Annotated in this window: 18 protein-coding genes and 1 pseudogene; 7 read left to right on the top strand and 12 right to left on the bottom strand. The window is 68.8% G+C overall.

What is annotated here, in order from left to right; genetic code table 11:
- Window positions 1–352 precede the first annotated feature (352 nt).
- Entirely contained in the window at window positions 353–2491 is a 2139-nt protein-coding gene (locus tag ACXC9Q_RS32835; RefSeq protein ID WP_457060541.1) for a serine/threonine-protein kinase, read from the bottom strand.
- Between the two features lie 131 nt (window positions 2492–2622).
- Here ACXC9Q_RS32835 and lipB point away from each other — a divergent pair, with 131 nt between their 5' ends.
- The gene (lipB, locus tag ACXC9Q_RS32830; RefSeq protein WP_457060540.1) at window positions 2623–3339 is read left to right on the top strand and encodes a lipoyl(octanoyl) transferase LipB; all 717 of its coding nucleotides are present in this window, start codon (window positions 2623–2625) and stop codon (window positions 3337–3339) included.
- Between the two features lie 338 nt (window positions 3340–3677).
- On the opposite strand, the pseudogene ACXC9Q_RS32825 reads toward lipB, so the two are convergent.
- Together ACXC9Q_RS32825 and ACXC9Q_RS32820 are read right to left on the bottom strand one after the other, a co-directional pair.
- A pseudogene (locus ACXC9Q_RS32825) lies at window positions 3678–5059 on the bottom strand (sulfatase family protein).
- A gap of 15 nt (window positions 5060–5074) precedes the next feature.
- Window positions 5075–6376, bottom strand: a complete 1302-nt coding sequence (locus ACXC9Q_RS32820; protein ID WP_457060539.1) for a sulfatase-like hydrolase/transferase — start codon at window positions 6374–6376, stop codon at window positions 5075–5077.
- Window positions 6377–6463: 87 nt separating this feature from the next.
- On the opposite strand from ACXC9Q_RS32820, the gene ACXC9Q_RS32815 reads away from it, so the two are divergent.
- The gene (locus ACXC9Q_RS32815) at window positions 6464–7939 is read left to right on the top strand and encodes a hypothetical protein (RefSeq protein WP_457060538.1); all 1476 of its coding nucleotides are present in this window, start codon (window positions 6464–6466) and stop codon (window positions 7937–7939) included.
- Window positions 7940–7943: 4 nt separating this feature from the next.
- Here the strand turns inward: ACXC9Q_RS32815 and ACXC9Q_RS32810 are convergent, their stop codons facing one another.
- From ACXC9Q_RS32810 to ACXC9Q_RS32790, 5 genes are all read right to left on the bottom strand, one after another.
- Window positions 7944–8909, bottom strand: a complete 966-nt coding sequence (locus ACXC9Q_RS32810; protein ID WP_457060537.1) for a LysR substrate-binding domain-containing protein — start codon at window positions 8907–8909, stop codon at window positions 7944–7946.
- A gap of 110 nt (window positions 8910–9019) precedes the next feature.
- On the bottom strand, window positions 9020–10192 hold the full coding sequence (locus ACXC9Q_RS32805) for an ABC transporter permease (protein WP_457060536.1): 1173 nt from the start codon (window positions 10190–10192) through the stop codon (window positions 9020–9022).
- Window positions 10189–11070, bottom strand: coding sequence for an ABC transporter ATP-binding protein (locus ACXC9Q_RS32800; protein ID WP_457060535.1), 882 nt, complete (start codon window positions 11068–11070; stop codon window positions 10189–10191). The genes ACXC9Q_RS32805 and ACXC9Q_RS32800 overlap by 4 nt, the downstream gene beginning before the upstream one ends.
- Before the next feature lie 130 nt (window positions 11071–11200).
- On the bottom strand, window positions 11201–11878 hold the full coding sequence (locus tag ACXC9Q_RS32795) for a response regulator (protein ID WP_457060534.1): 678 nt from the start codon (window positions 11876–11878) through the stop codon (window positions 11201–11203).
- Window positions 11871–13241 carry a sensor histidine kinase gene (locus ACXC9Q_RS32790; protein ID WP_457060533.1) on the bottom strand — a complete coding sequence of 457 codons (1371 nt, stop codon included), beginning with the start codon at window positions 13239–13241 and terminating at the stop codon, window positions 11871–11873. Before ACXC9Q_RS32790 ends, ACXC9Q_RS32795 begins: the two co-directional genes overlap by 8 nt.
- Window positions 13242–13297: 56 nt before the next feature.
- Here ACXC9Q_RS32790 and lipA point away from each other — a divergent pair, with 56 nt between their 5' ends.
- The 3 genes from lipA to ACXC9Q_RS32775 all read left to right on the top strand — a co-directional run bounded on the left by lipA (window position 13298) and on the right by ACXC9Q_RS32775 (window position 16388).
- A complete protein-coding gene (gene lipA, locus ACXC9Q_RS32785; protein ID WP_457060532.1) occupies window positions 13298–14242 on the top strand; it encodes a lipoyl synthase in 945 nt (314 codons plus the stop codon).
- 21 nt (window positions 14243–14263) lie between these two features.
- Entirely contained in the window at window positions 14264–14959 is a 696-nt protein-coding gene (locus ACXC9Q_RS32780) for a DUF4191 domain-containing protein (RefSeq protein WP_457060531.1), read from the top strand.
- A 148-nt stretch (window positions 14960–15107) separates the two neighbouring features.
- Complete coding sequence (locus ACXC9Q_RS32775; protein ID WP_457060530.1) at window positions 15108–16388, top strand: class I SAM-dependent methyltransferase; 1281 nt, start codon at window positions 15108–15110, stop codon at window positions 16386–16388.
- Between the two features lie 75 nt (window positions 16389–16463).
- Here the strand turns inward: ACXC9Q_RS32775 and ACXC9Q_RS32770 are convergent, their stop codons facing one another.
- The gene (locus ACXC9Q_RS32770; protein WP_457060529.1) at window positions 16464–16931 is read right to left on the bottom strand and encodes an RDD family protein; all 468 of its coding nucleotides are present in this window, start codon (window positions 16929–16931) and stop codon (window positions 16464–16466) included.
- 189 nt (window positions 16932–17120) lie between these two features.
- Between ACXC9Q_RS32770 and glnA the strand changes: the two genes are divergently transcribed.
- Window positions 17121–18545 (top strand): type I glutamate--ammonia ligase, encoded by a 1425-nt coding sequence (gene glnA, locus ACXC9Q_RS32765; RefSeq protein ID WP_328522032.1) that lies wholly within the window; start codon window positions 17121–17123, stop codon window positions 18543–18545.
- A 310-nt stretch (window positions 18546–18855) separates the two neighbouring features.
- Window positions 18856–20022, top strand: coding sequence for a helix-turn-helix domain-containing protein (locus tag ACXC9Q_RS32760; protein ID WP_457060528.1), 1167 nt, complete (start codon window positions 18856–18858; stop codon window positions 20020–20022).
- Between the two features lie 28 nt (window positions 20023–20050).
- Here ACXC9Q_RS32760 and ACXC9Q_RS32755 read toward each other — a convergent pair whose 3' ends face one another.
- From ACXC9Q_RS32755 to ACXC9Q_RS32745, 3 genes are all read right to left on the bottom strand, one after another.
- Window positions 20051–20863 carry an RNA polymerase subunit sigma-70 gene (locus ACXC9Q_RS32755; protein ID WP_457060693.1) on the bottom strand — a complete coding sequence of 271 codons (813 nt, stop codon included), beginning with the start codon at window positions 20861–20863 and terminating at the stop codon, window positions 20051–20053.
- A gap of 153 nt (window positions 20864–21016) precedes the next feature.
- Complete coding sequence (locus ACXC9Q_RS32750; protein ID WP_457060527.1) at window positions 21017–21988, bottom strand: aldo/keto reductase; 972 nt, start codon at window positions 21986–21988, stop codon at window positions 21017–21019.
- 105 nt (window positions 21989–22093) lie between these two features.
- Window positions 22094–23500, bottom strand: a complete 1407-nt coding sequence (locus ACXC9Q_RS32745) for a DUF2252 domain-containing protein (protein ID WP_457060526.1) — start codon at window positions 23498–23500, stop codon at window positions 22094–22096.
- Window positions 23501–23540: the final 40 nt, after the last annotated feature.

Genomic DNA, 23540 nt, shown 5'->3' with positions numbered 1-23540 from the left:
AGATGACTCCAATTGTTGAGGAGCCTGCGCAGACGACCCTGCTGAGGCTGACGACAAGCGTCAACGGGCCAAAGGCCATGCCGGAAGGGCGACGACGAAGCCAATCGCGGCGAACTTGATCATCAGCACGCCCTCGATCGCCGGCGTGGTCGGACGCGAGCGGTGGCGGGTCGTGGGGTGGCGGGCGCAAGCGGTGGCGGGTGCGTGGGGTGGCGGGTGCGTGGGGTGGCGGGTGCGTGGGGTGGCGGGTGCGTGGGGTGGCGGGTGCCTGGGGTGGCGGGCGCAAGCGGTGGCGGGTGCGTGGGGTGGCGGGTGCGAGGTGGGTGTGACAGCGGTCGGAGCGGGCGGAGGCTCAGGTTGGGGTGATGGTGGTGATTCGCCAGGTGGGGGTTGTTCGGGTGGTGGTGAGGGTGATGAGGCGGGTTGTGGGGGTACCGGGCGGGAGTGGGGTTGTGGTGCCGGCGTGGTCCACTGCTTGGCCGGCTGAGAGGTGGTCGGTGGTTTTGAGGGTGATGGTGGTGGGGGTCTGGTGGGTGACGGTGGTTTGGTCGATCCGGATGCGTAGGCCTTGGATGCGGACGTTTTGTTTGAGGTAGGAGGCGAGGAGTGCGCGGTCGGCTAGCCAGGGTGGGCTGCCGGGGACATAGATCTTGTCCAGTACGTCCGGGTTGAGTGTCCAGAAAGCCTGTGCGCGTTGGGCATCTAGGGCTTGGAGGGTGAGCGCCCATCGTGCCGCGTCGGTGCGTGATGTGGTGGTCGAGGGCTTGATGGGCGATTGAGAGGTTGGGGGCCGGGTCGGCGTTGGCGGGGTTGCTCGCGGGGCTGTCGGCTGGGTGGATGTTGGTGAGGGCGTGGGCTGGCTGGGTGCCGGTGAGCTCGCGAGTCCGGTGGGTGTCGGGTGGGTTGCGGGTTGAGTGGGTGTCGGTGGGGTTGTGGGTTGAGTCAATGTCTCTCGGGATGTGGGTTGGTTGGTCACAGCGGTTGGGGTGGTGGGGGTGTTCAGGGCGCCGATTGTTGCTATGCCGATGACTAGGACGATGACGGCTCCGAAGGCGGCTGCGGCGAGTACGCCGTACGCGGGGTGAGGTAAGCGTCGTCGTTCTGGTGAGGTTCTTGGGTGTAGGAGGCGGGACCACAGGGTGTGGCTGCGGCGCCAGGGGTGGCGGTGGGTGCGCGGGCGGTCAGGTCTGGTTGGCGTGACGATGGCGGTGGAGGCAACTGTCGGGCTCGAAGCGAGCGCGGAGGTTGGAGTGTGCGTCCGGCTCTGATCGGGTGATGGGGTCTGGGCGGGTGCTGGGGTCTCGGCGGGCGCTGGGGTCGTCGTGGGCGATGCACTCTGGACGGCGTCCAGCGTCCAGGCCTGTGCCGGAGTCCAGGCCTGTGCCGGAGTCGAGGTGAGTGACGGCGTGGAGGCGTGGGGCGGGGTCGAGGCGTGGGGCGGCGTCGAGGTCCGGGCCGGGGTCCAGGCCTGTGCGGGGATCCAAGCCTTTGGCGGGGTCGAGGTAGAGGGCGGCGTGGAGGTATCGGGCGGGGCCGACGGGTGGGGTGGCGTTGTGGGGTGGGGCGAGGTGAGGGCGGGTGTGGGGGTTGGTGGGGTTAGGCGAGTTAGGGGGTTGATGGGGGGTGGGATGGGCGTGCGGCGGGTGAGTTTCGGGCGGCGGAGGGGGCGGCGGGAGGGTTTGGGGAGGGACTTGGTGGGGGCGGGCGGGTGAGGGGTGGTGGCTTGTGGGGGTTGGGGCGCGAGGGGTTTGGGTGGGAGTGGGGTGAGGGGGGTGCGGGAGCGTTGGAGGGGGTCGTCGGTGGTGGGGGGTTTGGTGGTGGTTGGGGGGCGGGGTGGGGTGGCGATGTCGGGCAGGGTTGTTAGAGGGGTGGTGGGGTCTTCGGGGAAGGCCAGGTCGATGGGTTCAGGGGCGGCTAGGGCGAGGAGGCGGCTGGGGAGGTTGTGGGTGGTGAAGAGGTCGGGGGTGAAGGTGGCTGGGTCGCCGCCGGCTTGATGGGCGATGGTGGCGAGGGCTCGTCGGTCGTCGGTCGGAGTGCCGGGGTGGAGGGCTGCGTCGGTGAGGACGGGGCGGCCGTCAGCGTCGAAGAGGGTGTTGGTGGGGGTCAGGCTGCCGTGGGTCAGGCCGGAGCGGTGGAGGTGGTCCAGGGCTTCGGCGAGTGGGGTGAGGAGGGTCACCAGTTCGCCTGGTGAGAGGGGGCCGCGGCGGGTTCGGAGGGCGGTCAGGCTGCCGGCTACGACGTACTGGGTGATGAGGAGCCAGTCGGTGCCGGTCTCGCGAAACTCGAGGAGGCGGGCGATGTGTGGGTGGCGGATGCGTTGCAGGATGGCGATGTCTTCACGGAACTTCTCCTGGTCGGGGATCGCGGTGATTGGGATGCGTTTGAGTACGGCGTTGCGGCCGGTCGCGAGGTCCCGGACCTGCCAGACGGCGCCGGCGGATCCGGACCCGAGCTTCTTGCGGAGGCTGTAGCCGGCGATGTCGAGGTCCATGCCCAAGAGAGTGCACGAATCGCCGCAACCGCCGCGGAAGTTATCCACAGACGGCATCGGGGTTCGGCGTACAGCGGTGGCCTGTGGATGGCGGAGTACGGCGGGATCGGGCGCCGCATACACTCGAACACGTGAGGGATATCAGGTATGTGGAGGCCGGGTTCGGCGCCGACGCCGTGGATTACGAGGCTGCGTGGGCCGAGCAGCGGCGCCTGCACGCGGAAGTTGCCGAGGGCACCGGTTCGGACACGGTCATCCTGCTCGAGCACCCGCCGGTGTACACGGCGGGCAAGCGGACCGAGCCGCACGAGCGGCCGCTCGACGGGACGCCGGTGGTGGACGTCGACCGCGGCGGGAAGATCACCTGGCACGGTCCGGGGCAGCTGGTGGGCTACCCGATCGTGAAGCTGGCCTCACATGTGTACGTGGTGGACTACGTACGGCGCCTGGAGGAGGCGCTGATCGCGGTCTGTGCCGAGCTCGGGGTGAAGACCGGGCGGGTCAAGGGGCGCAGCGGGGTCTGGGTGGCGGCGGACGATCGCGGCCGGGAGCGGAAGATCGCGGCGATCGGGATCCGGGTCGCGCAGGGCGTGACGATGCACGGGTTCGCGCTGAACTGCGACAACGATCTGGCCTGGTTCGATCGGATCGTGCCGTGTGGGATCTCGGATGCGGATGTGACCACGCTGTCCAGGGAGCTGGGGCGGGATGTGCCGGTGACGGAGGTGCTCGAGTCGGTGCGCCGGAACTTGGATCGGCTGCTGGCGTGGGAGGAGTACGAGCGGAGTCCGGACATCGACCACCATGAGGAACCGCCGACGGCGATTACCTACGGGTTGACTGTCTGAGGGTCTTGCTGCCGCAGCGTGGGTGCGTGGGTGCGGGTAGCTCCCATTCGGTGCTTTGCCGGTGGTTGTTCGGCTGATCCGTCGGTGCCTAGGCAAAGCACCGAATGTGAGCGGTTGTGGATGATGCCGTTCGTCTGGCGGGCGTGGGTTGTGGGTGCCGCCGGCCCGGTGGTGTGGGCCGGGTGGTCGCGCGGTTGTCGGTTGTGGCCGGAGCGTCCCCGTGCGGTGTGGTGAGTCGCCGGTTGTGAGCGGGCCGGGGTCATGTCGTGAGACCGCCGGATGTGGGTGGGGCCGGGTGATTCGGCGAGGCTGGCGACCGTGGGTGAGGTCCGCTTGGGTTATGGGGCGGGGTGGGTCAGTGGGGGGAGGCCGACCTTGGTGCGCCAGGTGGTGTGGAGGGTTTGTAGGTGGGTGGCGACGGTGCGTTCGGTGGTGAAGTGGTTTTGTTGTTCGGCCAGGTCGTTGGTGAGGTTGGTCAGGGACCACCCGTTGCCCATGGGGGCATGTTCGTAGGTCTTGAGGTGTTGGGTGTCGAGGTTGTCGGCCACCCAGCTGAGTTTCCAGGGGCCGGAGCGGACTGCCCATTGGAATTCGCAGTCCCAGTGGAGGGTGTCGTGGGCAGCGTCCGTCTCGCCCGATAGGGCCGGCAGGATGTCCAGGCCGTCGGTCGCCTCGACAGTCGCGCCAGCGGCGGCGGCCAGGGTGGGGACCAGGTCGAGCGTGCTGACGAGGGCATCGGTACGGCGGCCGGCGGGAAGGTGGCCCGGCCAGCGCCAGAGCATTGGGACGCGGATGCCGCCGTCCCAGACTGTGTACTTGGTGCCGCGGAGCGGTGTGTTGTCGCCGAAGTTGCAGGTCGAGCCGCCGTTGTCGGTGGTGTAGACGACGATGGTGTTGTCATCGACGAGGTCCAGCAGCCTGCCGATCTCGGCGTCCATCAGTTCCAGTTGTGCGAGGTAGTACTCCCGGCCGTGCGGCAGGTTCGGCACGATCACGTCGTCGTACCAATCGGCGAAGGAGTTGTTGACGTCCGGCGTCCAGTCGCGGAAGGCGGGCAGGCCGCGAGCCGCGAGTTCGGACTCGGGAAGTTGCCAGCAGAAGTTGTGTACGGCGTTGAACGCGAGCATGCAGAAGTACGGCCGCTCGTCCTCACCGGTGATGAACTCGGCAGCCCGCCGCCCGAACTCCGCGGTCAGGAAGCCCTCGTGCTCAACCGGCTCGTCCCCCGACAGCAACGGCTGGACCGCCATGTGATGCGCCGCGGGCTGCCCGTACGACGAGACCGCGTCCTCAGAGTGATGCAGATAGTTCAGCCGCCCGAAAGACTGACCGGCCAGCCCGTACAACGTCTCCTCGAACCCGTGATGCGGCGGGCACGCCCGATCACCGACCGACTCTCCCCCGTAGTGCACCTTGCCGAAGTACCCGGTTCGATACCCTGATCACGCAGGATCTCCGCCAGCGTCGGTACGTCGTCCGGCGGGAACGCGGCCGAGTCGAACCACTGGCCGCCCCACCGCTGCTGATACTGCCCGGAGATGATCGCGGCCCGCGAGGGACTGCAGATCGGCGCGGTCACGTACGCGTCGGTGCAACTCACCCCCTCGGCCGCGAGCCGGTCCAGCGCAGGCGTCCGGACGTCGGCGTGAATTCCCTGGACGCCACGATCGGCGTACCCATGGTCGTCCGAAACGATCAGCAGAATGTTGGGCGCGGACAAAGGATCATCCTCTCGTCAGGGTGGCCAGGCGCTCAGCCTGGTCGGATTTCGCGAGTACGTCGATCCGGTCGGGGTCCAGGATCGATCGGAGCTCGGAATCGAGCTTGGCGACCAGGGCCTCGTCGGTCGAGAGGTCGTGCAGCTCGAGGGAATCGAGGTCGACGTTGAAGACCTGCGGCCGCTGCACCACACACCGTAGTAGCAGTACTTCCACGGACCGGACTTGAGCATGAAGCCGCCGTCGACCATCCCCTGTGCGTGGTACTCCGACAGCACCGGCCGATCGAGCGGATCGAGCAGAGTCCGTCCCGGGAGCGCTGGATCCGGTGTCAGGCCGGCGATGTCTCGCAACGTCGGTAGTACGTCGACCAGACTCACGTGGTCGTGGTTGCGCCCTGGCTGCACCGACGGATGGCGCAGCAGCAGAGGGATGCGTACGGCGGGCTCGTAGAAGCACTGCTTCTGCCAGATGCCGTGGTGACCGGCCATTTCACCGTGATCGCTCGTGTAAATGACGACCGTGTCGTCAGGCACCGCCGCCAACAGCCGACCGATCTGGTGGTCGAGGTGACTGATCAGCGCCCAGTAGCAAACCGTCGCCTCGCGCAACTCCTCCTCGGTCAGCGGCTCGTCGTTGCGGAAACCGTGCCGCAGCAACGAGATCACCGGGTGTTCGTCGGCAGCGGCTGACGGCAGCTCAACGTCCGCTGCATCGTAGAGAGCGCGATACGACGGCGGTGCTACCAGCGGGAAGTGCGGATGCATGTACCCGACGGACAGCAGGAACGGCTCCGATCCCGGATCGCGCAGGAAGTCCAGCGCGGCATCGGTCGCCGCGACGTCGTGCCTCGTGTGGACGTGGTCGCCGGGGCCGTGTTCGGTCACGTGTGAGTTGGACGGTCGCCGCCAGTCCGTCGTACGACGAGGTGGCTTGCCGCTGTGGTCGAGCCAGAAGTCCAGGTCGTCGGTCAGCCGGCGATCGAACCCGAGCAACCGGTCCGGTCCGTTGAAGTGGGTCCGGCCCGCGATCACCGAGGTGTAACCGGCCTCGCGCAGATGATGACCCCAGGTGCGGAACGACGGTCCAGGGATCACGCCGTTGTCCCAAGCCCCGATCTGGTGCACGTACTGGCCAGCCATGAGTGACAGCCGCGAAGGCACACACATGGGGCTATTTGTGTACGCGCGGTCGAACGAAACGCCCTGTGCGGCCAGCTGATCCAGGTGTGGTGTCCGAACGTGCGGATGCCCGGCCCACCCCGCCGCAGCGGCGGTGTGCTCGTCGGACAGGACAACGAGGACGTTGGGAGGGCGCATGGGGACAGCCTAAGCAAGCGATTGCCCTTCCGCGCGGTGCCGAAGTGTCTGCGGGGTGTGACGGCAAAACGTCGCTACCTTGGGGGTGTGGCCAAATTTCTTGGGTTCTTGCTCGGGGTGGCGGTAGCACTGGCCGGACCGGCTGTGTTCGGGGTACTCGCGGCGCCGGGTGGTATCGAGCTGAATACGAAGGAGATGGCGCTTGCCTACGGCATCGGCGCGCTCATCTTCTGGGCCGTGGCGTCGTACTTCACCGGCGCCGGTGCGCTCGGTGCGTTCGTCGCCTTCGGCGCGCTGATCTACTGCTGGCTCTGGATCCCGAACCGGACCACGAACTTCCTGAACGACGTCCCGGGCGTCACGACCGGGATGATCGATGGGTCGAGGCGGTACACGCTGAGCGGCGTCGTACCGATCCTTGCGGTGATCTCGCTGGTGTATGCGATCCAGCTGATCGTGCGCAGCGTGCAGCGCCGGCGGCGGGAGCGGGTCGAGGCGGATCGCCTGCAGCGTGAGCAGGAGGCCGCGCAGGCGGAGCAGGAGGCGGACGCCGCGGCGGTGTACCCGGTTGCCGGGAGCACCTATCCGGCGTACGGCGAGTCGTTCGGCAACAGGAGCCGCTTCGACGACCTGTTCGACGATGAGCAGCAGCCGGTCCAGCCGCGCAACCAGGCGGAGGAGCAGACCGACCAGTACCCGACCGCTGGGGCTGAGCACACCGCGCAGTTCCGTGGCGCAGCTCCGGAAGACGATGCCTCAGGCAACTATCCGGGCGATGACACGGTCCTCGTCCCCACGGACCGCGACGAGACCGTCCAGGTCCCGGCCCAACAGCCGGAAGCAGCCCCCGAGCCGCAGCAGCCCGAGGGTGGCGAGTCGACCGCAGGGGCGGCGCCGGCCGCAGTCGCTGGGGCGGCCGCTGGGGCGGCGGTGGCCGCGGAGGCGCGCGAATCGCAGCGGGAGAAGGCGGTCACTCCCGACGACGAGCCCACGGCGGTAGCGCCGCAGCAGCCGCCGGCGGCGCCCAAGGTCGCGCCCGAGCAGCCTGCCGCCGCACCTGAGGTGAAGCAGCCGCAAGCGGAACAAGAGCAAACGCCGGCGCCAGACGCTGACGACGCGACACGAGTAGCGCCCAGCGCGAAGCCGCAGGCCGCGCAGACTCCCCCGGCCGCGCCGGTTCCGGACGCCGGTGAGGACCCGACGCAGGAGGCTCCCCCGGTCAAGGCGGAGCAGGCGCCAGCGGCGGATGCCGATGAGGATGCGACGCAGGCGGCCCCACGGGTGGAGCCGCCGACTGCTCGTGGTCAGGCGGAGCAGACTCCTGGTCAGGCGGAGCAGGCTCCGGCGGGCGACGCGGAGCAGGTGGTGCAGGCTCCGGCAGGCAGGGCGGGGCAGGTGCCGCAGGGTGCTTCGGGTAAGGAGGAGCGGATGGCTGGGGCGGTGCCGACGGTCAGGGAGCAGATGGGGTCTCAGTATCGGGAGCGGATGGAGGACCCGGAGGACACCGGGGAGTTCCACATGACCGCGTTCGAGAACCCCGTGGTCAGGCCCGCGGGAGCTTGAGGTTTCAGGCGACGTGCATGCGTTGGTGCTGGTCGCGGCGGGCGTGTTCGGTGATGGCTTCGTCGTAGGCGGCGCTGGCCATGGCGAGCACGTCGCCGGCCATCTGTGCACGCGGTGACTCGGTGCTCCACGCAAGGATCAGCTTCCGGTGGATCGGGTCGCCGACCAGGGTGCGGGTGGTGACGTCGGAGGAGAGCATCCGGTACGACGTGGGTGAGACAAGCGCGACGCCCTGACCACTCGTCACGAACCCCATCAGCACCGACGTGTCCACCGAGTGGTGCTCGATCTTCGGCTGGAACCCGGCCTGCTCGCACGCCGCCCGGAACAACACATGGAACCCGCTGTCGTCCGGCGGCTCCCCGATCCACTCCTCCCCCGACAGCGCCGACAGCTCGATCTCCCCGCGTGCCCGCGACGCGACCGCCAACGGGTGGTCCGCGGCCATCACGACGTACGCCGATTCCGACTCGACGACTGTGGTCGACTCGACACCGCTCGACAGCCGCAGCTCGAAGCCGGGGAACTCCCGTAACAGCGCGAAGTCGAGCCGCCCGCACTCCAGTTGCTGCAGCAGCACGCTGGTCGACCACTCGACCTCGATGCTGACCTGCTCGATCTCGCCGTGGTGGCGCAGCCGCGACGCGATCCCCGACATCGGAGCCGTCGGGAACCCACCCAGCCGAACGGCCGAAGACTCCACTGCCGTCATCGCGGACACGGTCGCCGACAGGTGGTCGACGTCGACCAGGATCGCCCGGGCGCGATCGACGGCGTACCGGCCCAACGGAGTGGGGGTCACGCCGGTGCGGGAGCGCTCGAACAGCTCACCGCCGAACGCTGCCTCGATCCGCTTGAGCTGCGCGGTCAGGCTCGGCTGGCTGACCTTGAGCCAGCGGGCGGCCCGTCCGACGGACCCCGCTTCTGCTACCAGGACGACCACCCGCAGGTGGCGCAGCTCGACGTTCATGCGTTGAGACCGTAGTCCAGGTGTAGGCACAGCACACAGGTACCCAACATTGCGGTTTCGTCACAGCCCACACAATTCCTGTAACGCCCGTCACCTGCCGGACGATAAAGCTACCCAGCCTTGAGCGCCATCGCCTCGCGGTAGCCGAGCCGGCGGCCGGTCTGCAGCAGGGTCCGCTCGTACAGGCGGGCGCCGAGGCGGACGATCAGCACGGTCGCGGCGAGCAGGATCGCGATCGCCAGCAACGGCTGCCAGACCGGTACGTCCTCGGTCAGCATGCGCCCCGGCATCGCCATCGACGACGCGATCGGCACGAACGACGCGACCGTCTTGGCCGACGACCCGGCGAACACCGCGAAGAAGAACGGGATCATCAGGATCATCTGCCCCGGCAGCGTGGTCGACCCGAGGTCCTCCTGCCGGGTGGCCAGCGACCCGGCCACCGCCCACAGCCCGGCCAGCGCGACGAACCCGAGGACGAAGAAGACCACGAACCAGCCCGCCACCGGCGCGACCACCTCGAGGATGTCAGCCTGGTCGGTGAGCAGCAGCCCGACCAGCGAAGCCCCCGCGATGACCACGATCTGCCCGAGGGCCAGCGCGGTGTTGCCGAGCACCTTGCCCCACAGCAGCGACCGGATCGGCACCGCGGCGGCGAGGATCTCGACGACCCGGCTCTCCTTCTCCTGGACGACGCTCTGCGCGATCATCATGCCGAACCCGAGCGCGGTCATGTAGAACACGAGCGCCAGCCCGATGTTGACGAAGTCGGACACGATGTCGGGCAGCGGACCGGGCTTCAGCAACACCAGATCGACCTTGGTCCCGGCGCGCAGCTCGGTGGGAGTGAGACCGGCCTGGGCCGCGTTCTGCTCCATCCCCACCGAAGAGGCCGCCTCGCGCAGCGCGCTCTCCAGCCCCGAATCGACCCGGTCCTTGCCGATGACGGCGTACCCGTCGGCGACCGGCACCAGCGCCGCCTTCACCTCGCCGCTCGTGACGAGTTGCTCGGCCGCCGGCCGGTCCGCGGCCCGGGTCACCTCGAAACCGTCGCCGCCCTTTGTCGTCGACGCCTGCTGCACCACCTTGGCGCCGACGTCGTCGATCACGGCGATCTTGTCGGCGCCGCCGCGGCCGGCCAGGATCGCCGGGATGATCACCGCGGCGAGCACGATCAGCAGCATCACCGCGGTCGACCCGATGAAGGTCTTGTCCCGCAGCTTGGTACTCACCTCACGTTGAGCGATCAGCATCCAGGGCCGATCGAGAGTACGGTCGTTCATCGGGTCGCCTCCCGGAAGACGTCGCTCAGCGCCACCCGCTCGGGTCCGAACTCGAGGACCGGCCCGCGGGAGATCGACTGCTGCAGGACCTGCTGTGCCACACCGTCGTCCTCGACGTCGAAGAGCGCCGTACCCCCGGCGACATCGCGCACCTGGATCCCGCGGACGTCGCGCAGCCAGCCCGCGTCGCCGTCCACGACCAGCTTGTAGGTCAGGGAAGGCCCGGCGGCCAGGTCCGCAACGGGGCCGGCGGCAACGACTTTGCCGCGGGCGAGTACGACGAGGTCGTCGCACAACCGCTCGACCAGGTCGAGCTGGTGGCTGGAGAACAGCACCGGCACTTCCGGCGTGACCTCCTCGCGGAGCAGATCCACCATCGCGTCGACGGCGAGCGGATCGAGACCGCTGAACGGCTCGTCCAGGACCAGCGCGATCGGCTCGTGCACCAGCGCGGCCGCGATCTGTACCCGCTGCTGGTTGCCCAGCGACAGCGTCTCCAGTACGTCGGTCGCCCGCTCGGCCAGCCCGAGTCGTTCGAGGAGCTTGTCGGTCCGCTCGGCGGCGCGGTCCGGGTCGAGCCCGTGCAGCCGGCCGAAGAACACGAGCTGGTCGCGGATCTTCATCTTCGGGTACAGCCCACGCTCCTCGGGCATGTACCCGAAGTCACGCCGTACCTCCTGGGTCAGCAACTCGCCCTTCCACAGCACCTCGCCGGCCGTCGCGGCCAGCACGCCGAGGATGATCCGCATCGCGGTCGTCTTCCCGGCCCCGTTGGCCCCGACGAATCCCGTCATCCGCCCCGGCGCGACGTCGAAGTGGACGTCGTCCAGCGCCACCTGTTCCCCGAACCGCCGAGTGAGCCCAGCCACCCTCAGCATCCGTCACCGTTCCCCATCAGCTCAGCCCCCGGCCGGGTCCGTCCCCAGCACCCTCAAAGCTAGTCAGGACAAGCGCCCCCGCACGTCGGCCGCCAGGGTGATCACCCGAGTCATCCGCGCGGTGGACGAATCAGGACGTGGGGTCGTCGCCGGGGGTGACGAGGCCGCATTCGTAGGCGAAGACGACGGCTTGGACGCGGTCGCGGAGGCCGAGTTTGAGCAGGACGCGGGAGACGTGGGTCTTGACGGTGGCCTCGCCGACGTAGAGCTGGTTGGCGATCTCGGTGTTGGTGAGGCCGCGGGCGATCAGGCCGAGAACCTCGCGCTCGCGGTCGGTCAGCTCGGCCAGCAGATCGGGGCGGTAGACGCGTTCGCCGCCGCCGGTGAACCGCTTGATCACCCGCCGGGTCACCTCGGGCGCGAGCAGAGCGTGGCCGGAGTGGACCACCTGGATGGCGTCGACCAGATCCTCCGGCGCGGTGTTCTTCAGCAGGAACCCGCTGGCCCCGGCCCCGAGCGACTCGAACAGGTAGTCGTCACGATCGAACGTGGTCAGGATGACGACCTTGCCGGCGTCCGCCGCGACGATCTGCTGGGTCGCGGAGATCCCGTCCATACCGGGCATCTGGACGTCCATCAGTACGACGTCCGGCCGCAGAGTCAGCGCGAGCTCGATCGCTTTCTCGCCGTCGGCGGCCTCGCCGACCACCTGGATGTCCGGCTCGACCGACAGGATCATCCGGAACCCGGCCCGGACCAGGTCCTGATCGTCCACCAGCAGCACCCGCATCGGCGCGGTGTCACTCATCCTGAGTCCCTCCGGTCAGCGGGCGGTTCTGCGGGTCGAGCGGGATCCGGACCCGGACCCGGAAGCCGCCGACCGGGCGCGGCCCGATCTCGCTCTCGCCGCCGAGCAGACCGACCCTCTCACGGATCCCGACGTGGCCCAGCCGGCTCCCCACCGGCGCGTGCTTCGGCCGGCCGTCGTCGATCACCTCGAGCTCGACCGCGTCGCCGAGGTAACGCAGGGTGATGTGCGCACTGCGGGCGGTCGAGTGGCGGCGTACGTTGGTCAGCGCCTCCTGGGCGATCCGGTACACCGAGACCGAGACGGTCTCCGGCAGCCGGACCGGTGGGCCGATCTGGTGGAAACCGACGGACAGACCCTCGCCGTTCACGTCCGCGATCAACGCGGGCAGCCGGTCGGCGCCGGCCTGCGGCTGCTTGACGGCCGGTGCTTCGAGGTCCAGATCCGGGTCGGCCGCGCGCAGCATTCCGAGCAGCTGGCGCATCTCGTTCACCGCGGTGCGGCTGGAGTTCTCGATCACGCTGAGAGCGCTCTTTGCGGCGTCGGGGTCAGTTTCCATGACGCGACGGGCCCCGCCCGCCTGTACGCCGATGCTGCTGATGTGGTGCGCGACCACGTCGTGCAGTTCCCGGGAGATCCGCAGTCGCTCGTCGATCACCGCACGCTTGGCGTTGGACTCCTGCTGGGCGGCGAGCTCGGTGGCCTGCTGCTCGAGCTCGTACCGCTGCCGCGCGATCCCCCACGCCGTCCGGCCCCAGAAGTAGGCGCCGAAGAAGTAGAGGGCGTTCAGCGCCAGGGTCAGGACGACGCTGGAGACGTACGGCGAGAGCAGCGCGTGGTTCGGCCCTTCGATCTCGTTGTTGCGCAGCGCCCGGACGAAGTTGATCGTGAGCCAGCCGAACATCGCGATGAAGACCAACGCCACCGAGGCCTTCATCAGCCGCCGATCCCGCGCCCAGGCGACCGCGGCGTAGACCGCCATGAACATGGTCGCCTGGGTGATCAGGTTCCCGGCGAAGGCGAAGGTGGCCCGCTCGCCGTTGACCACGAACAACACCGCGACCGCCAGCAGCACCGTGATCGGGTACCGGCGGCGGAAGCACAGCGGCAGGGCGATCGCCGCACTCAGCACGTACGCCTCGACCCCGCCGATCCCCAGGTCGACGTGCGTCGGGGCAGCGCCGCGGGCCAGCTCGGTCCCGATCACCGCGGCGAGCGCCATCCCGAGCCCCAGCAACACGTCGGTACGACGCTCCCGCGCAGTCGGACCGGGTCGCACCCACCCTCGCACCGTGGTCCCGGTGGCCGGTGGTGTCCCCGGTTCAGCGCCCGCGGGCGTCGTACCGAGCTCAAGCGTTGACATGGCTCATCAGCCTAGGGCCTGATCACGCCTGACTCGGGCCGCGTACCCTGGAGGGCGTGACGATCGCCCCAGAAGGACGGAAACTGCTCAGGCTCGAGGTGCGCAACGCGGAGACCCCGATCGAGCGCAAACCCGAGTGGATCAAGACCCGCGCCAAGATGGGCCCGGAGTACCAGGCGCTGCAGAAGCTCGTGAAGTCCGAGCAGCTGCACACGGTGTGCCAGGAAGCCGGCTGCCCGAACATCTTCGAGTGCTGGGAGGACCGCGAGGCCACCTTCCTCATCGGTGGCGACCAATGCACGCGGCGCTGCGACTTCTGCCAGATCGACACCGGCAAGCCGGAGGCGCTGGACCGCGACGAGCCGCGCCGGGTCGCCGAGTCGGTCCGGACCATGGGCCTGCGCTACGCGACCGTGACCGGCGTCGCCCGCGACGACCTGGACGACGGCGGCGCCTGGCTGTACGCCGAGACGATCCGCCAGATCCACGAGCTCAACCCGGGCACCGGCGTCGAGATGCTCGCGCCGGACTTCAACGCCGTACCGGAGCAGCTGGCCGAGGTCTTCTCGTCCCGGCCCGAGGTGTTCGCGCACAACGTCGAGACGGTGCCGCGGATCTTCCGGCGGATCCGGCCCGGGTTCCGCTACGAGCGGTCCCTGGACGTCATCACCCAGGCCCGCGACTACGGCCTGGTCACCAAGTCGAACCTGATCCTCGGCATGGGCGAGACCCGCGAGGAGGTCAGCCAGGCGCTGCGCGACCTGCACGCGGCCGGCTGCGAGATCATCACCATCACCCAGTACCTGCGCCCGTCGGTGCGGCACCACCCGGTCGAGCGGTGGGTCCGGCCGGAGGAATTCGTCGAGCTACAGGCCGAAGCGGAGCAGATCGGCTTCGTCGGCGTCATGTCCGGTCCGCTCGTACGTTCGTCGTACCGGGCCGGTCGGCTGTACCGTCAGGCTGTGGAGTCGCGGATGACCGCCGCGACCCAGGACGCATAGAGATCACGGACAAAGGTAGAGATGGCCAAGAACGACGCGCCCGAAGAGAAGACCAGCCGGCTCAAGCAGATCCGGTCGGCGTACCAGCTGACCAAGAAGTCCGACCCGAAGATCGGTCTGATCCTCGCCGGGATCTTCCTCGGCATCGTGGCCGTGTTCGTCGTGGTAGGCCTGCTGGTCGGGCCCCTGATGATCTGGATCCCGCTGGGTGTCGCACTCGGCTTCCTCGCCGCCACGATCGTCTTCGGCCGCCGGGTCGAGAAGGCGGCGTACAGCCAGATCGAGGGCCAGACGGGTGCGGCCGCGTCCGCGCTGCAGACGCTGCGCCGTGGCTGGACCGTGACGCCCGCCGTCGCCGTCACCAAGAACGCCGACATCGTGCACCGAGTGGTCGGCCGGCCGGGCATCGTGCTGGTCGGCGAGGGGCAGCCGAGCCGGGTGAAGAACCTGCTCGCCGCCGAGGGCAAGAAGCACACCCGGGTGGCCGGTGGTGCGCCGGTGATCCAGATCGTCGCCGGCAAGGGCGAGGACGAGATCGACATCCGCAAGCTCACCAAGCACGTGATGAAGCTGCCGGCCGCGCTGCAGCCGTCGGAGATCACCGACCTGCTCCAGCGGCTGAAGGCGCTGGACGCCGTCCGCCCGCAGGTGCCGATGCCGAAGGGCCCCGTGCCGACCAGCCTCAAGGGCGCCCGGCAGGCGATGAAGGGGCGCTGAGCGTTCTCTCTGAGTGAGATGCCGGTAACCCGGCAGCCGCTCAGCAGTTGATCTGTCGTGACGTGGCACGAGAGTGCCCTCGTGTCGCGCTGTGGGGTGGCTGGTTGGCCTTAAGGTGCGACCAGGACGGATCGATACAGGGGTGTAGATGACGGATCTGATGCCGCGGGTGCACCAGCCGACGGCCGAGACCTGGCCGACACTGGCCCGCCCGCGGTCGAACCCGGTGCGCCGGGCCGGCGCGCTCGCCGCGATCCGTCTGATCGCCAAGGACCTGCCGGCGACGATCCATCTCGACAACAACCGGTCGTACGGGCTGGGCGGCCCGGCGATGCGGGTGCACCGGAGCGCGCACTTCCTGGATCGGCTCGGGCACGACGCCGGGTCCGGGTTCGGCGAGTCCTACCTGGCCGGTGACTGGGATCCGGAGCCGGGCACCGATCTGGCCGACCTGCTCGTCCCGTTCGCCGAGCGCTTCAGCAACGAGGAGACCCGGCACCTGCTGCCGAAGTGGGCCCAGTCGCTGCGCTGGCTGGTGACCCGGACGCAGCCCGGTGAGCAGGAGAACGACCGGGCCGGCGCCCGGGAGAACGTCAGCCGGCACTACGACCTCAGCAACGCGATGTTCTCCGAGTTCCTCGACCCGACCCTGACGTACTCGGCGGCCTACTTCGGTGGCGATCCCGTGGCCGGCCTCGCGACCGCGTCGTACGACGAACTCACGCAGGCGCAGCTGAACAAGCTGGACTCGATCCTCGACGCGGCCGGGATCGTGTCGGGGTCACGCGTCCTCGACATCGGCTGTGGCTGGGCGAGTCTGGCGATCCGCGCCGCCCAGCGGGGTGCCTGGGTCACCGCGATCACGATCGCCTCGCAGCAGGCGTTGCTCGCTCAGCGCCGGATCGCGGACGCGGGCGTGAGCGACCGGGTGCAGGTGGCGCTGCGCGACTACCGCGATCAGATCGGCGAGTTCGACGCCGTACTGAGTGTGGAGATGATCGAGGCGGTCGGCGAGAAGTACTGGCCGGTCTACTTCGAGGCGATCGAGCGGCGGCTGGCCCCGGGCGGGGTCGGCGTGGTGCAGGCGATCGTGATGCCGCACGAGCGGATGCTGGCGACCCGGAACACGTTCACCTGGGTGCAGAAGTACATCTTCCCCGGCGGCCTGATCCCGTCGATCAAGGTGATCGACGACATCACCGCCCGGCACACCGGCCTGCGTACCGAGGTGATCCGCCACCTGGGCGCGGACTACGCCCGGACGCTGCGGATCTGGCGCAACCGCTTCATCGACCAGTGGCCGGCCATCGCCGACCTCGGCTTCGACCACACCTTCCGCCGCATGTGGGAGTTCTACCTGGCCTACTCCGAGGCCGGCTTCCGCACCGGCTACCTGGACGACGTCCAACTCCGCCTGACCCGCCCCTGACCACAATGGGCGCATGCGGGGTCGGCGCTCGCTGCTGATGCGTCGTACGGCGGATGCTCGGCTGGGGTGATCTGGTCAGCGGCGTACGACGACTGTGTTGGCCGCGCGGTCGTGGAGGCCCCGGCGGTCGCGGTCGTAGACGACGGCGGGGATCAGGAGGCAGATCAGGAGGGCCCGGATGACGCCGCCGAGGAGACCGGCCTGGGCGGCGTAGCCGGTCTGGCCGTGGGCGTTGAGGTTGAGGACGCGGAGGCCGAGGACGCGGTGGCCGATCGTGCCGCCGGCCAGGCCGGTCAGGATCGCGGTCATGCCGAAGAAGGTGATCAGCTGGGCGGTGTTGAAGTCGTTCCCACCGGCCCAGATCGGTTTCGACGTGACCGCGGACGCGACCAGGCCGGCGATCAGCCAGTCCAGGAGCAGTGCGAGGATCCGCCGGCCCCAGCTCGCGACCGAGCCCGGACCGTGCTCCGGCAGGCCGAACCGGTTCCCCGGAAAGCGGAATTCTTCGGAGGGTCCTGTGCCCGGCCGCGCCGATGATGCCATGATGGCTAGCCTACGGAAGCTGCCACGCCCCGCTCACAGCGGACCTGGAGATCTCAGGGCGTAGCCGACGTACACCAGTGGGTCAGCGCGGACACGCTGGGCGTAACATCCGCGAAACACCAGGGTCACGACCGAGTAATCCCGAGGCCCTACGTTCAGATCAATCTCTGAGCCACCCTAGGAGTACGTATGTTTTCCAGCGCTGAGGAGCTGCTCGCCTACGTCAAGGACGAGGGCATCGAGATCATCGATGTCCGGTTCTCCGACCTGCCGGGCATCATGCAGCACTTCACCGTCCCGGTGTCGTCGTTCGGGCCCGAGGTCTTCGAAGAGGGCCTGATGTTCGACGGTTCGTCGGTCCGCGGGTTCCAGCAGATCCACGAATCGGACATGAAGCTGCTGCCCGACCCGACCACGGCCTTCCTCGACACGTTCCGCGGGACGAAGACGCTGGCCATCAACTTCTTCGTGCACGACCCGCTGACCGGCGAGGCCTACAGCCGCGACCCGCGCAACATCGCGCGGAAGGCGCAGGAGTACCTGAAGTCGACCGGCATCGCGGACACCGCGTTCTTCGCGCCGGAGGCCGAGTTCTACGTCTTCGACGACGTTCGGTTCGAGACCAAGCAGAACTCCGGCTACTACTCGATCGACTCGGTCGCCGGCGCCTGGAACACCGGGCGGGTCGAGGACGGCGGCAACCGTGGGTACAAGGTCCGCTACAAGGGCGGGTACTTCCCGGTCGCGCCGACCGACCACTTCGGCGACCTGCGGGACCAGATCACGCTGAACCTGGAGAAGTCCGGGCTGGTCGTCGAGCGCGCCCACCACGAGGTCGGCACCGCCGGTCAGGCGGAGATCAACTTCCGCTTCGATGAGCTGCTGAAGACCGCGGACAACCTGCAGAAGTTCAAGTACATCGTCAAGAACACCGCCTGGGCGGCCGGCAAGACCGCGACCTTCATGCCGAAGCCGATCTTCGGTGACAACGGTTCGGGTATGCACGTGCACCAGTCGCTGTTCTCCGGCGGCGACGCGCTGTTCTACGACGAGTCCGGGTACGGCGGCCTGTCCGACATCGCCCGCTGGTACATCGGCGGCCTGCTCAAGCACGCCCCGTCGCTGCTGGCCTTCACCAACCCGACGGTGAACTCCTACCACCGCCTGGTGCCGGGCTTCGAGGCGCCGGTCAACCTGGTCTACTCGCAGCGCAACCGCTCCGCCTGCATCCGGATCCCGATCACCGGCTCGAACCCGAAGGCGAAGCGGATCGAGTTCCGCTGCCCGGACCCGTCCGCCAACCCGTACCTGGCCTTCTCGGCCCAGCTGCTGGCCGGCCTGGACGGCATCCGCAACAAGATCGAGCCGGCCGACCCGGTCGACAAGGACCTCTACGAGCTGCCGCCGGAGGAGCATGCGGGCATCCCGCAGGTTCCCACCTCGCTGCCGGCCGTGATCGACTCGCTCGAGGCCGACCACGCCTTCCTGCTCGAGGGCGACGTCTTCACCTCCGACCTGATCGAGACCTGGGTCGACCTCAAGCGCGAGCAGGAGATCGCCCCGATCCAGCTCCGCCCCCACCCGCACGAGTTCGAGCTGTACTACGACGTCTGATCAGCTGACCTGCGGAACCGTCGTCATGACTGCTCCGCGTTCCGTGGCTGTTCCGTGAGACCCCCGACCCGTGCCGCCAGCACAGCACCAACGGCGGCACGGGTCGACTCATCTGCATCCCGCCACAAGTGCCCGTACGTGTCCAGCGTGGTCTTCGCGCTGCTTGCCCGCGCCCCGATGACGCGCGGCGGCTACACGAGTTCCGCGTCAGCAGGTTGTCGCGGTGGTAGCCCCCGTGGTGCGCGAGTACGCACGGCTGCCCCGTCTGGGGTTGGAGCCGTCGCAGGGCTCGTTCCGGGACGCTGGGCGGGTGAGCTTCGGACGGCGGCTACAGGAGTACCGGGACCACCGGGGTTGGTCCCTGGCTGACCTTGCCCGAGCCACGCACTACAGCCGGTCGTACCTGAGCAACATCGAGAACGGCCGCAAGGCCCCGACCGACGACCTGGCCCGGCTGTGCGACGAGGCGCTGAGGGCGAAAGGCGAGCTGATCGCATCCGTCCGGGAGGATGTCGCGGCGAAGCTGGACCGTACGCCGTGGCAGACGGCCGAACTCGTCCAGCGGATGCAGTCGAGCGACACAACCTCGCAGACACTTGAGACGCTGCACTCGACCATTGAGGAACTGTGCTGTCAGTACAACTACCGCGACGCCCTGGACCTGCGGCGGGAGGCGCACGAGTGGCTCCAGCACGTCAGCGGACTGTTACGGCGCCCGGTCGGTCTGAAGGCCCATCAGGACCTGCTGGTGGCGGGTGGATGGCTCGCCCTGCTCGCCGGGTGCGTGGAGTACGACCTGGGCATGCGGTCGGCCGCTGAGGCCACCCGTACGGCGGCGCTGCAACTCGGCCTCGAGGCAGGCCACCCCGAGATCGCCGGGTGGGGTCACGAGATGACGGCCTGGTTCGCCCTCACCCAAGGCCGGTTCCGGCAGGCCGTAGAGGCAGCCCAACGCGGTCAGGCGGTCGCGCAGTCGTCCAGCGTCCACGTCCACGTCCAACTGATCGCACAGGAAGCCAAGGCGAAAGCCCGGCTCGGTGAATCCAACCTGAGCACAGTGCTTGCGTCAGGCAAGGAGATGCTCGACCGCCTGCCGTACCCGGACCGGCCGGACAACCACTTCAAGATCGACCCGGCGAAGTGGGATTACTACGCGATGGACGTACACCGGATCGCCGGTGACGACGATCTGGCCACGCAGTACGCGACGACCGTGATCAACGACAACGTCACCCCGGACGGCGCCGAGCTGAGCCCAATGCGGATAGCCGAGTGCCGGATCACGCTCGGCATCGTCGCGGGCCGCGACGGCGACCTGGAACAGGCCGTGGAACTCGGCAAGACCGGACTCAGGCACGGCCGCCAGAGCAAGATCCACCTCCTGATGATCGCTGGAGAACTCGACCGGGAGCTCCGGGACCGCTTCCCCGACGAAGGACTCGTGTCCGACTTCGAAGAGACGCTGCACGGAGTCTGACTGTTGTACGCTCGCTCGTCGGTCGGGGTCAGTCTGGGTACACCTCCGGGAAGCCGAACATCGCGACCAGTGCGGGATGGTGGTGGAACGCGACCACACGTTCGACACCGGTGGCTGTGGTGGCCAGCACTACGGCACCGTTCGCCCGGAGCACGCCGTCCGGGGCCCGGTAGTACACGACGGCCGCGGGTTGGCCGTTGGCGGTGGTCGCGAGCATCCGCCAGTCGCCCGGGGTGCCCAGCACGTAGGCGTCGAGCACGTGGATGCACATCGCCCGACCTGCCTGCCAGTCGCGGAATGGCGTCGCCTCCAGCGTGGCGTCCGTCCGCAACACCTTCTCCAGCAGGGCAGCGTCGGACCGCTCGAAGGCGGCGATGTACCCGTCCAGCAGCGCGCGTGCCCGCTGATCGGTCGGTTCGAGCAGCTCGGCGGGCTCCGTCTCCAGTTCGTTCAGCCGGGCGCGGGCGCGCTGCAGGCCGCTCGTCACCGCGGCAGTGGTGGTGTCGAGGACTTCCGCGGTCTCGGCCGCGGAGAAGGCCAGCACCTCGCGCAGGATGAGGATCGCGCGCTGACGGGCGGGCAGGTGCTGCAAGCTCGCGATGAGCGCCAGCCGCAGCGACTCCCGCGCGACCACCACCGCGGCCGGATCGTCGTGGGGCGGGGTGATCCACGCGTCCGGCAACGGTTCCAGCCACGAGATCTCGCCGGGCGCAACTGGGCTCGGCACACGGTCGGGATCGTCGCACGGGCCGCCCAGTCCGGACGGCAGCACGCGGATACGGCGCGGCTCCAACGCCCTCAGGCAGACGTTGGTCGCGATCTTGTACAGCCACGACCGAATCGACGCACGGCGCCGCGATCACCGTTCCTTCCTCGGCAGGTCGAGACCGACCCGTCCACTGGGCCGGCCCTTCTACCAGGTAGACCCCCGCCACCGCGCAAAGGAATCGGCTGCCCCGACTCGACCGCCGGGACAGCCGTAGGTCCGACTGGGCTATTGCCGGGTGAGGATCGTTCTGACCTCGGCTAGTTGGTCGGAGGTCAGCGGGCCGTGTGCCAAGGCGCCGGCGTTCTCCTCGACCTGGGCGACGGTTTTGAAGCCGGGGATCGGGATGAAGGCTTCGCTGCGGGCCCAGAGCCAGGCGAGGGCGCCTTGGGCCAGGGTGCGGCCGTCGGACGTCAGTACGTCGCGGACGGCGTCGAGGCGGCGCAGCGACTCGGCCTGGTCGCCGGTGCGGAAGTTCCAGCCGTGCCGTACGTCGTCCGCCGGCAGACTGCTGTCCTGGTCGAACTTCCCGGTCAGCAGCCCCATCCCGAGCGGACCGCGGACGATGCTCGCGAGTCCGTTGCGTTCACAGAGCTCCAGCACCTCGTCGTTGCCGCCGAACACGTTGAAGTGCTGCTGGATCGCCTTGCAGTGCTCACTCTTCGCGAACACCGCCGCCCGCTCCGGACTGTCCGTGCTCCACCCGATCGCCCGGACCTTGCCTGCGGCAACGAGTTCCTCGAACACCGCGAGTACATCGTCCGCCTTCGCCAGGTCGTAGCCGCCCAGGTGGAACTGGTACAGGTCGATGTGATCCGTCCCGAGCCGCCGCAGCGACTCGTCGCAGGCCCACCGGATGTAGTCGGGGTCGCCGTTCTCCCCCGGCGCCTCCCGGGTCTCCTCGACGTACGTGTAACCCGCCTTGGAGGCGATCACGATCTCGTCCCGGACGTCACCGAGCGCGGCCGCGATCAGCTTCTCGCTGTGCCCGCAGCCGTAGACGTCGGCGGTGTCGAAGAACGTCACCCCGAGGTCGTACGCGCGCCGCAGCGCCCGCTTCGACTCCGTGTCGTCGATCACCCCCCAGCCGACCGGACTCCCCTGCCGCGCATGCGGGCCGCCGATCGCCCAGCACCCCATCCCGAGCGCGCTGACCACCGGTCCACCGTCGCCGAGCGAACGTTGTGCTGCCTTCGTCATCCGGTCCTCCGAACCGTAGCGGGAACGTTTCCAGCATCCTCATCACGATTCCCTGTGTCCGTCCAACACGGAAACAAACTGACCTTCACAACTCGCAGTACTGAGTCAGACGCCGGGCTCGGCCTTCACGCGGCCGGTGGTGACGGCGTCGGCGAGGGCGGCGTGGTCGCGGTCGTTCTGGCCGGCGTAGGTCTTGGCGAACTCGGCGACGGCACGGTCGAAGCGGTCGGACTTTCCCAGGTACGCCGCGATCGCGAAGCGGTCGCCGGAACGGGCGTGGGCGCGAGCCAGCGTGTAGCCGCAGAGCTGGGCGTAGCCCCGCATGCCGTCGGGGTTCAGGTTGTCGATGTCGACGGAGAGCTTCCAGTCGCGGAGTTGCCGCACGTAATAGTCCTGCGGCCCGTCGGCCGCCTCGGCGTGCAGCCAGCCGAGGAAGATGTCGCTCGCCGCTTGCATCAGGCGCTGGCCGACCACGACGCGCTCTCCCTGGTTCACGTACTCCGAGCGGCCGGCGTACTCGCTGAGCACCGAGGGACCGGCCTGCTTGGCCTGCAGAAGGAGGGCATCGTCTTGGACAGTCGACTCCATCAGCAGGATCCACGCCCGGGTGCCGACGCTGCCGACACCGACCACCTTGTGCGCGACGTTCGTGAGGCGGAAGTGGTCGATCAGGTGCCGCCGATCCTGCGGCAGCGTGTCGCGATAGCTCGTGACGAGCTCGTGCAACTGACTGAGCACGGCGTCGGTGTCGACGCCCGCGAGCTCCTCGAGCGGCACGACCAGCGGCGGGTCGGAGACGAACCGCCGCCGGCCGTAGACCACAGTGGTCAGCTTCCCGATCGCCTGCAGATTGTCGCGGGTGTATGCCTTCGCGAGCGTCCGGTTGGCGGACTTGAGCCCGGCCTTCCGCCGCTTGCGCTCGGCCGACGACAGCGCGGCCTTGTACTTCTTGGCCGCCTCCTCGACGTCGAGGCGCGCGTACCACACCGTGAGGATCGACTGCCCCGCGAACTCGCGCATGGTTTCGCGGTAGCTCCGTACGGCAGTCAGCGCGAGTTCGTTGCATTCCTTCGCACTGAACCCGTTGTCCCGGCCGGCCACCACGAAGCTCGTCGCCATCCGCTTGACGTCCCACTCGAACGGCCCGGGCAGTGTCTCGTCGAAGTCATTGATGTCGAACACCAGTCGCCGCTCCGGCGAGGCGTAGGCACCGAAGTTCGACAGGTGCGCGTCGCCGCACAGCTGGACCGTCAGCCCGGTCGCGGTCGTCTGTGCCAGGTCGGCCGCCATGACCAACGCCGCACCGCGATAGAAGCTGAACGGTGACGCCAGCATCCGGCCGTTCCGGATCGGCATCAGCTCCGGGACCCGCCCTTCGGCCTGGGTGAGCAGCAGCCCGATCGGATCCCGCTCGTCGCCCGCCCGGAACTCGGCGTGCGACTCGAGCGGCACGTCCTTCCGCACTGCCTTCCCCCGCGCCGCCCGCTCGTCGGCGCTCAGGTCCGCCGTCATGACCCCAGCCTGGCCCACTGTGTCCGCCGTGACCAGACCG

Source organism: Kribbella sp. CWNU-51 (assembly GCF_054073265.1).
Note: the sequence above shows the minus strand (reverse complement) of the source record. Positions and strands in the feature narration are given on the sequence as shown.

What these genes read in the sequence shown, in the direction of transcription:
- glnA (WP_328522032.1), top strand. Translation starts at nt 17,121, where the DNA reads ATGTTTTCCAGCGCTGAGGAGCTGCTCGCCTACGTCAAGGACGAGGGC.
- ACXC9Q_RS32790 (WP_457060533.1), bottom strand. Translation starts at nt 13,241, where the DNA reads ATGTCAACGCTTGAGCTCGGTACGACGCCCGCGGGCGCTGAACCGGGG.
- ACXC9Q_RS32775 (WP_457060530.1), top strand. Translation starts at nt 15,108, where the DNA reads ATGACGGATCTGATGCCGCGGGTGCACCAGCCGACGGCCGAGACCTGG.
- ACXC9Q_RS32820 (WP_457060539.1), bottom strand. Translation starts at nt 6,376, where the DNA reads ATGCGCCCTCCCAACGTCCTCGTTGTCCTGTCCGACGAGCACACCGCC.
- ACXC9Q_RS32750 (WP_457060527.1), bottom strand. Translation starts at nt 21,988, where the DNA reads ATGACGAAGGCAGCACAACGTTCGCTCGGCGACGGTGGACCGGTGGTC.
- ACXC9Q_RS32795 (WP_457060534.1), bottom strand. Translation starts at nt 11,878, where the DNA reads ATGAGTGACACCGCGCCGATGCGGGTGCTGCTGGTGGACGATCAGGAC.
- ACXC9Q_RS32805 (WP_457060536.1), bottom strand. Translation starts at nt 10,192, where the DNA reads ATGAACGACCGTACTCTCGATCGGCCCTGGATGCTGATCGCTCAACGT.
- ACXC9Q_RS32745 (WP_457060526.1), bottom strand. Translation starts at nt 23,500, where the DNA reads ATGACGGCGGACCTGAGCGCCGACGAGCGGGCGGCGCGGGGGAAGGCA.
- ACXC9Q_RS32835 (WP_457060541.1), bottom strand. Translation starts at nt 2,491, where the DNA reads ATGGACCTCGACATCGCCGGCTACAGCCTCCGCAAGAAGCTCGGGTCC.
- ACXC9Q_RS32800 (WP_457060535.1), bottom strand. Translation starts at nt 11,070, where the DNA reads ATGCTGAGGGTGGCTGGGCTCACTCGGCGGTTCGGGGAACAGGTGGCG.
- ACXC9Q_RS32770 (WP_457060529.1), bottom strand. Translation starts at nt 16,931, where the DNA reads ATGGCATCATCGGCGCGGCCGGGCACAGGACCCTCCGAAGAATTCCGC.
- ACXC9Q_RS32780 (WP_457060531.1), top strand. Translation starts at nt 14,264, where the DNA reads ATGGCCAAGAACGACGCGCCCGAAGAGAAGACCAGCCGGCTCAAGCAG.
- ACXC9Q_RS32810 (WP_457060537.1), bottom strand. Translation starts at nt 8,909, where the DNA reads ATGAACGTCGAGCTGCGCCACCTGCGGGTGGTCGTCCTGGTAGCAGAA.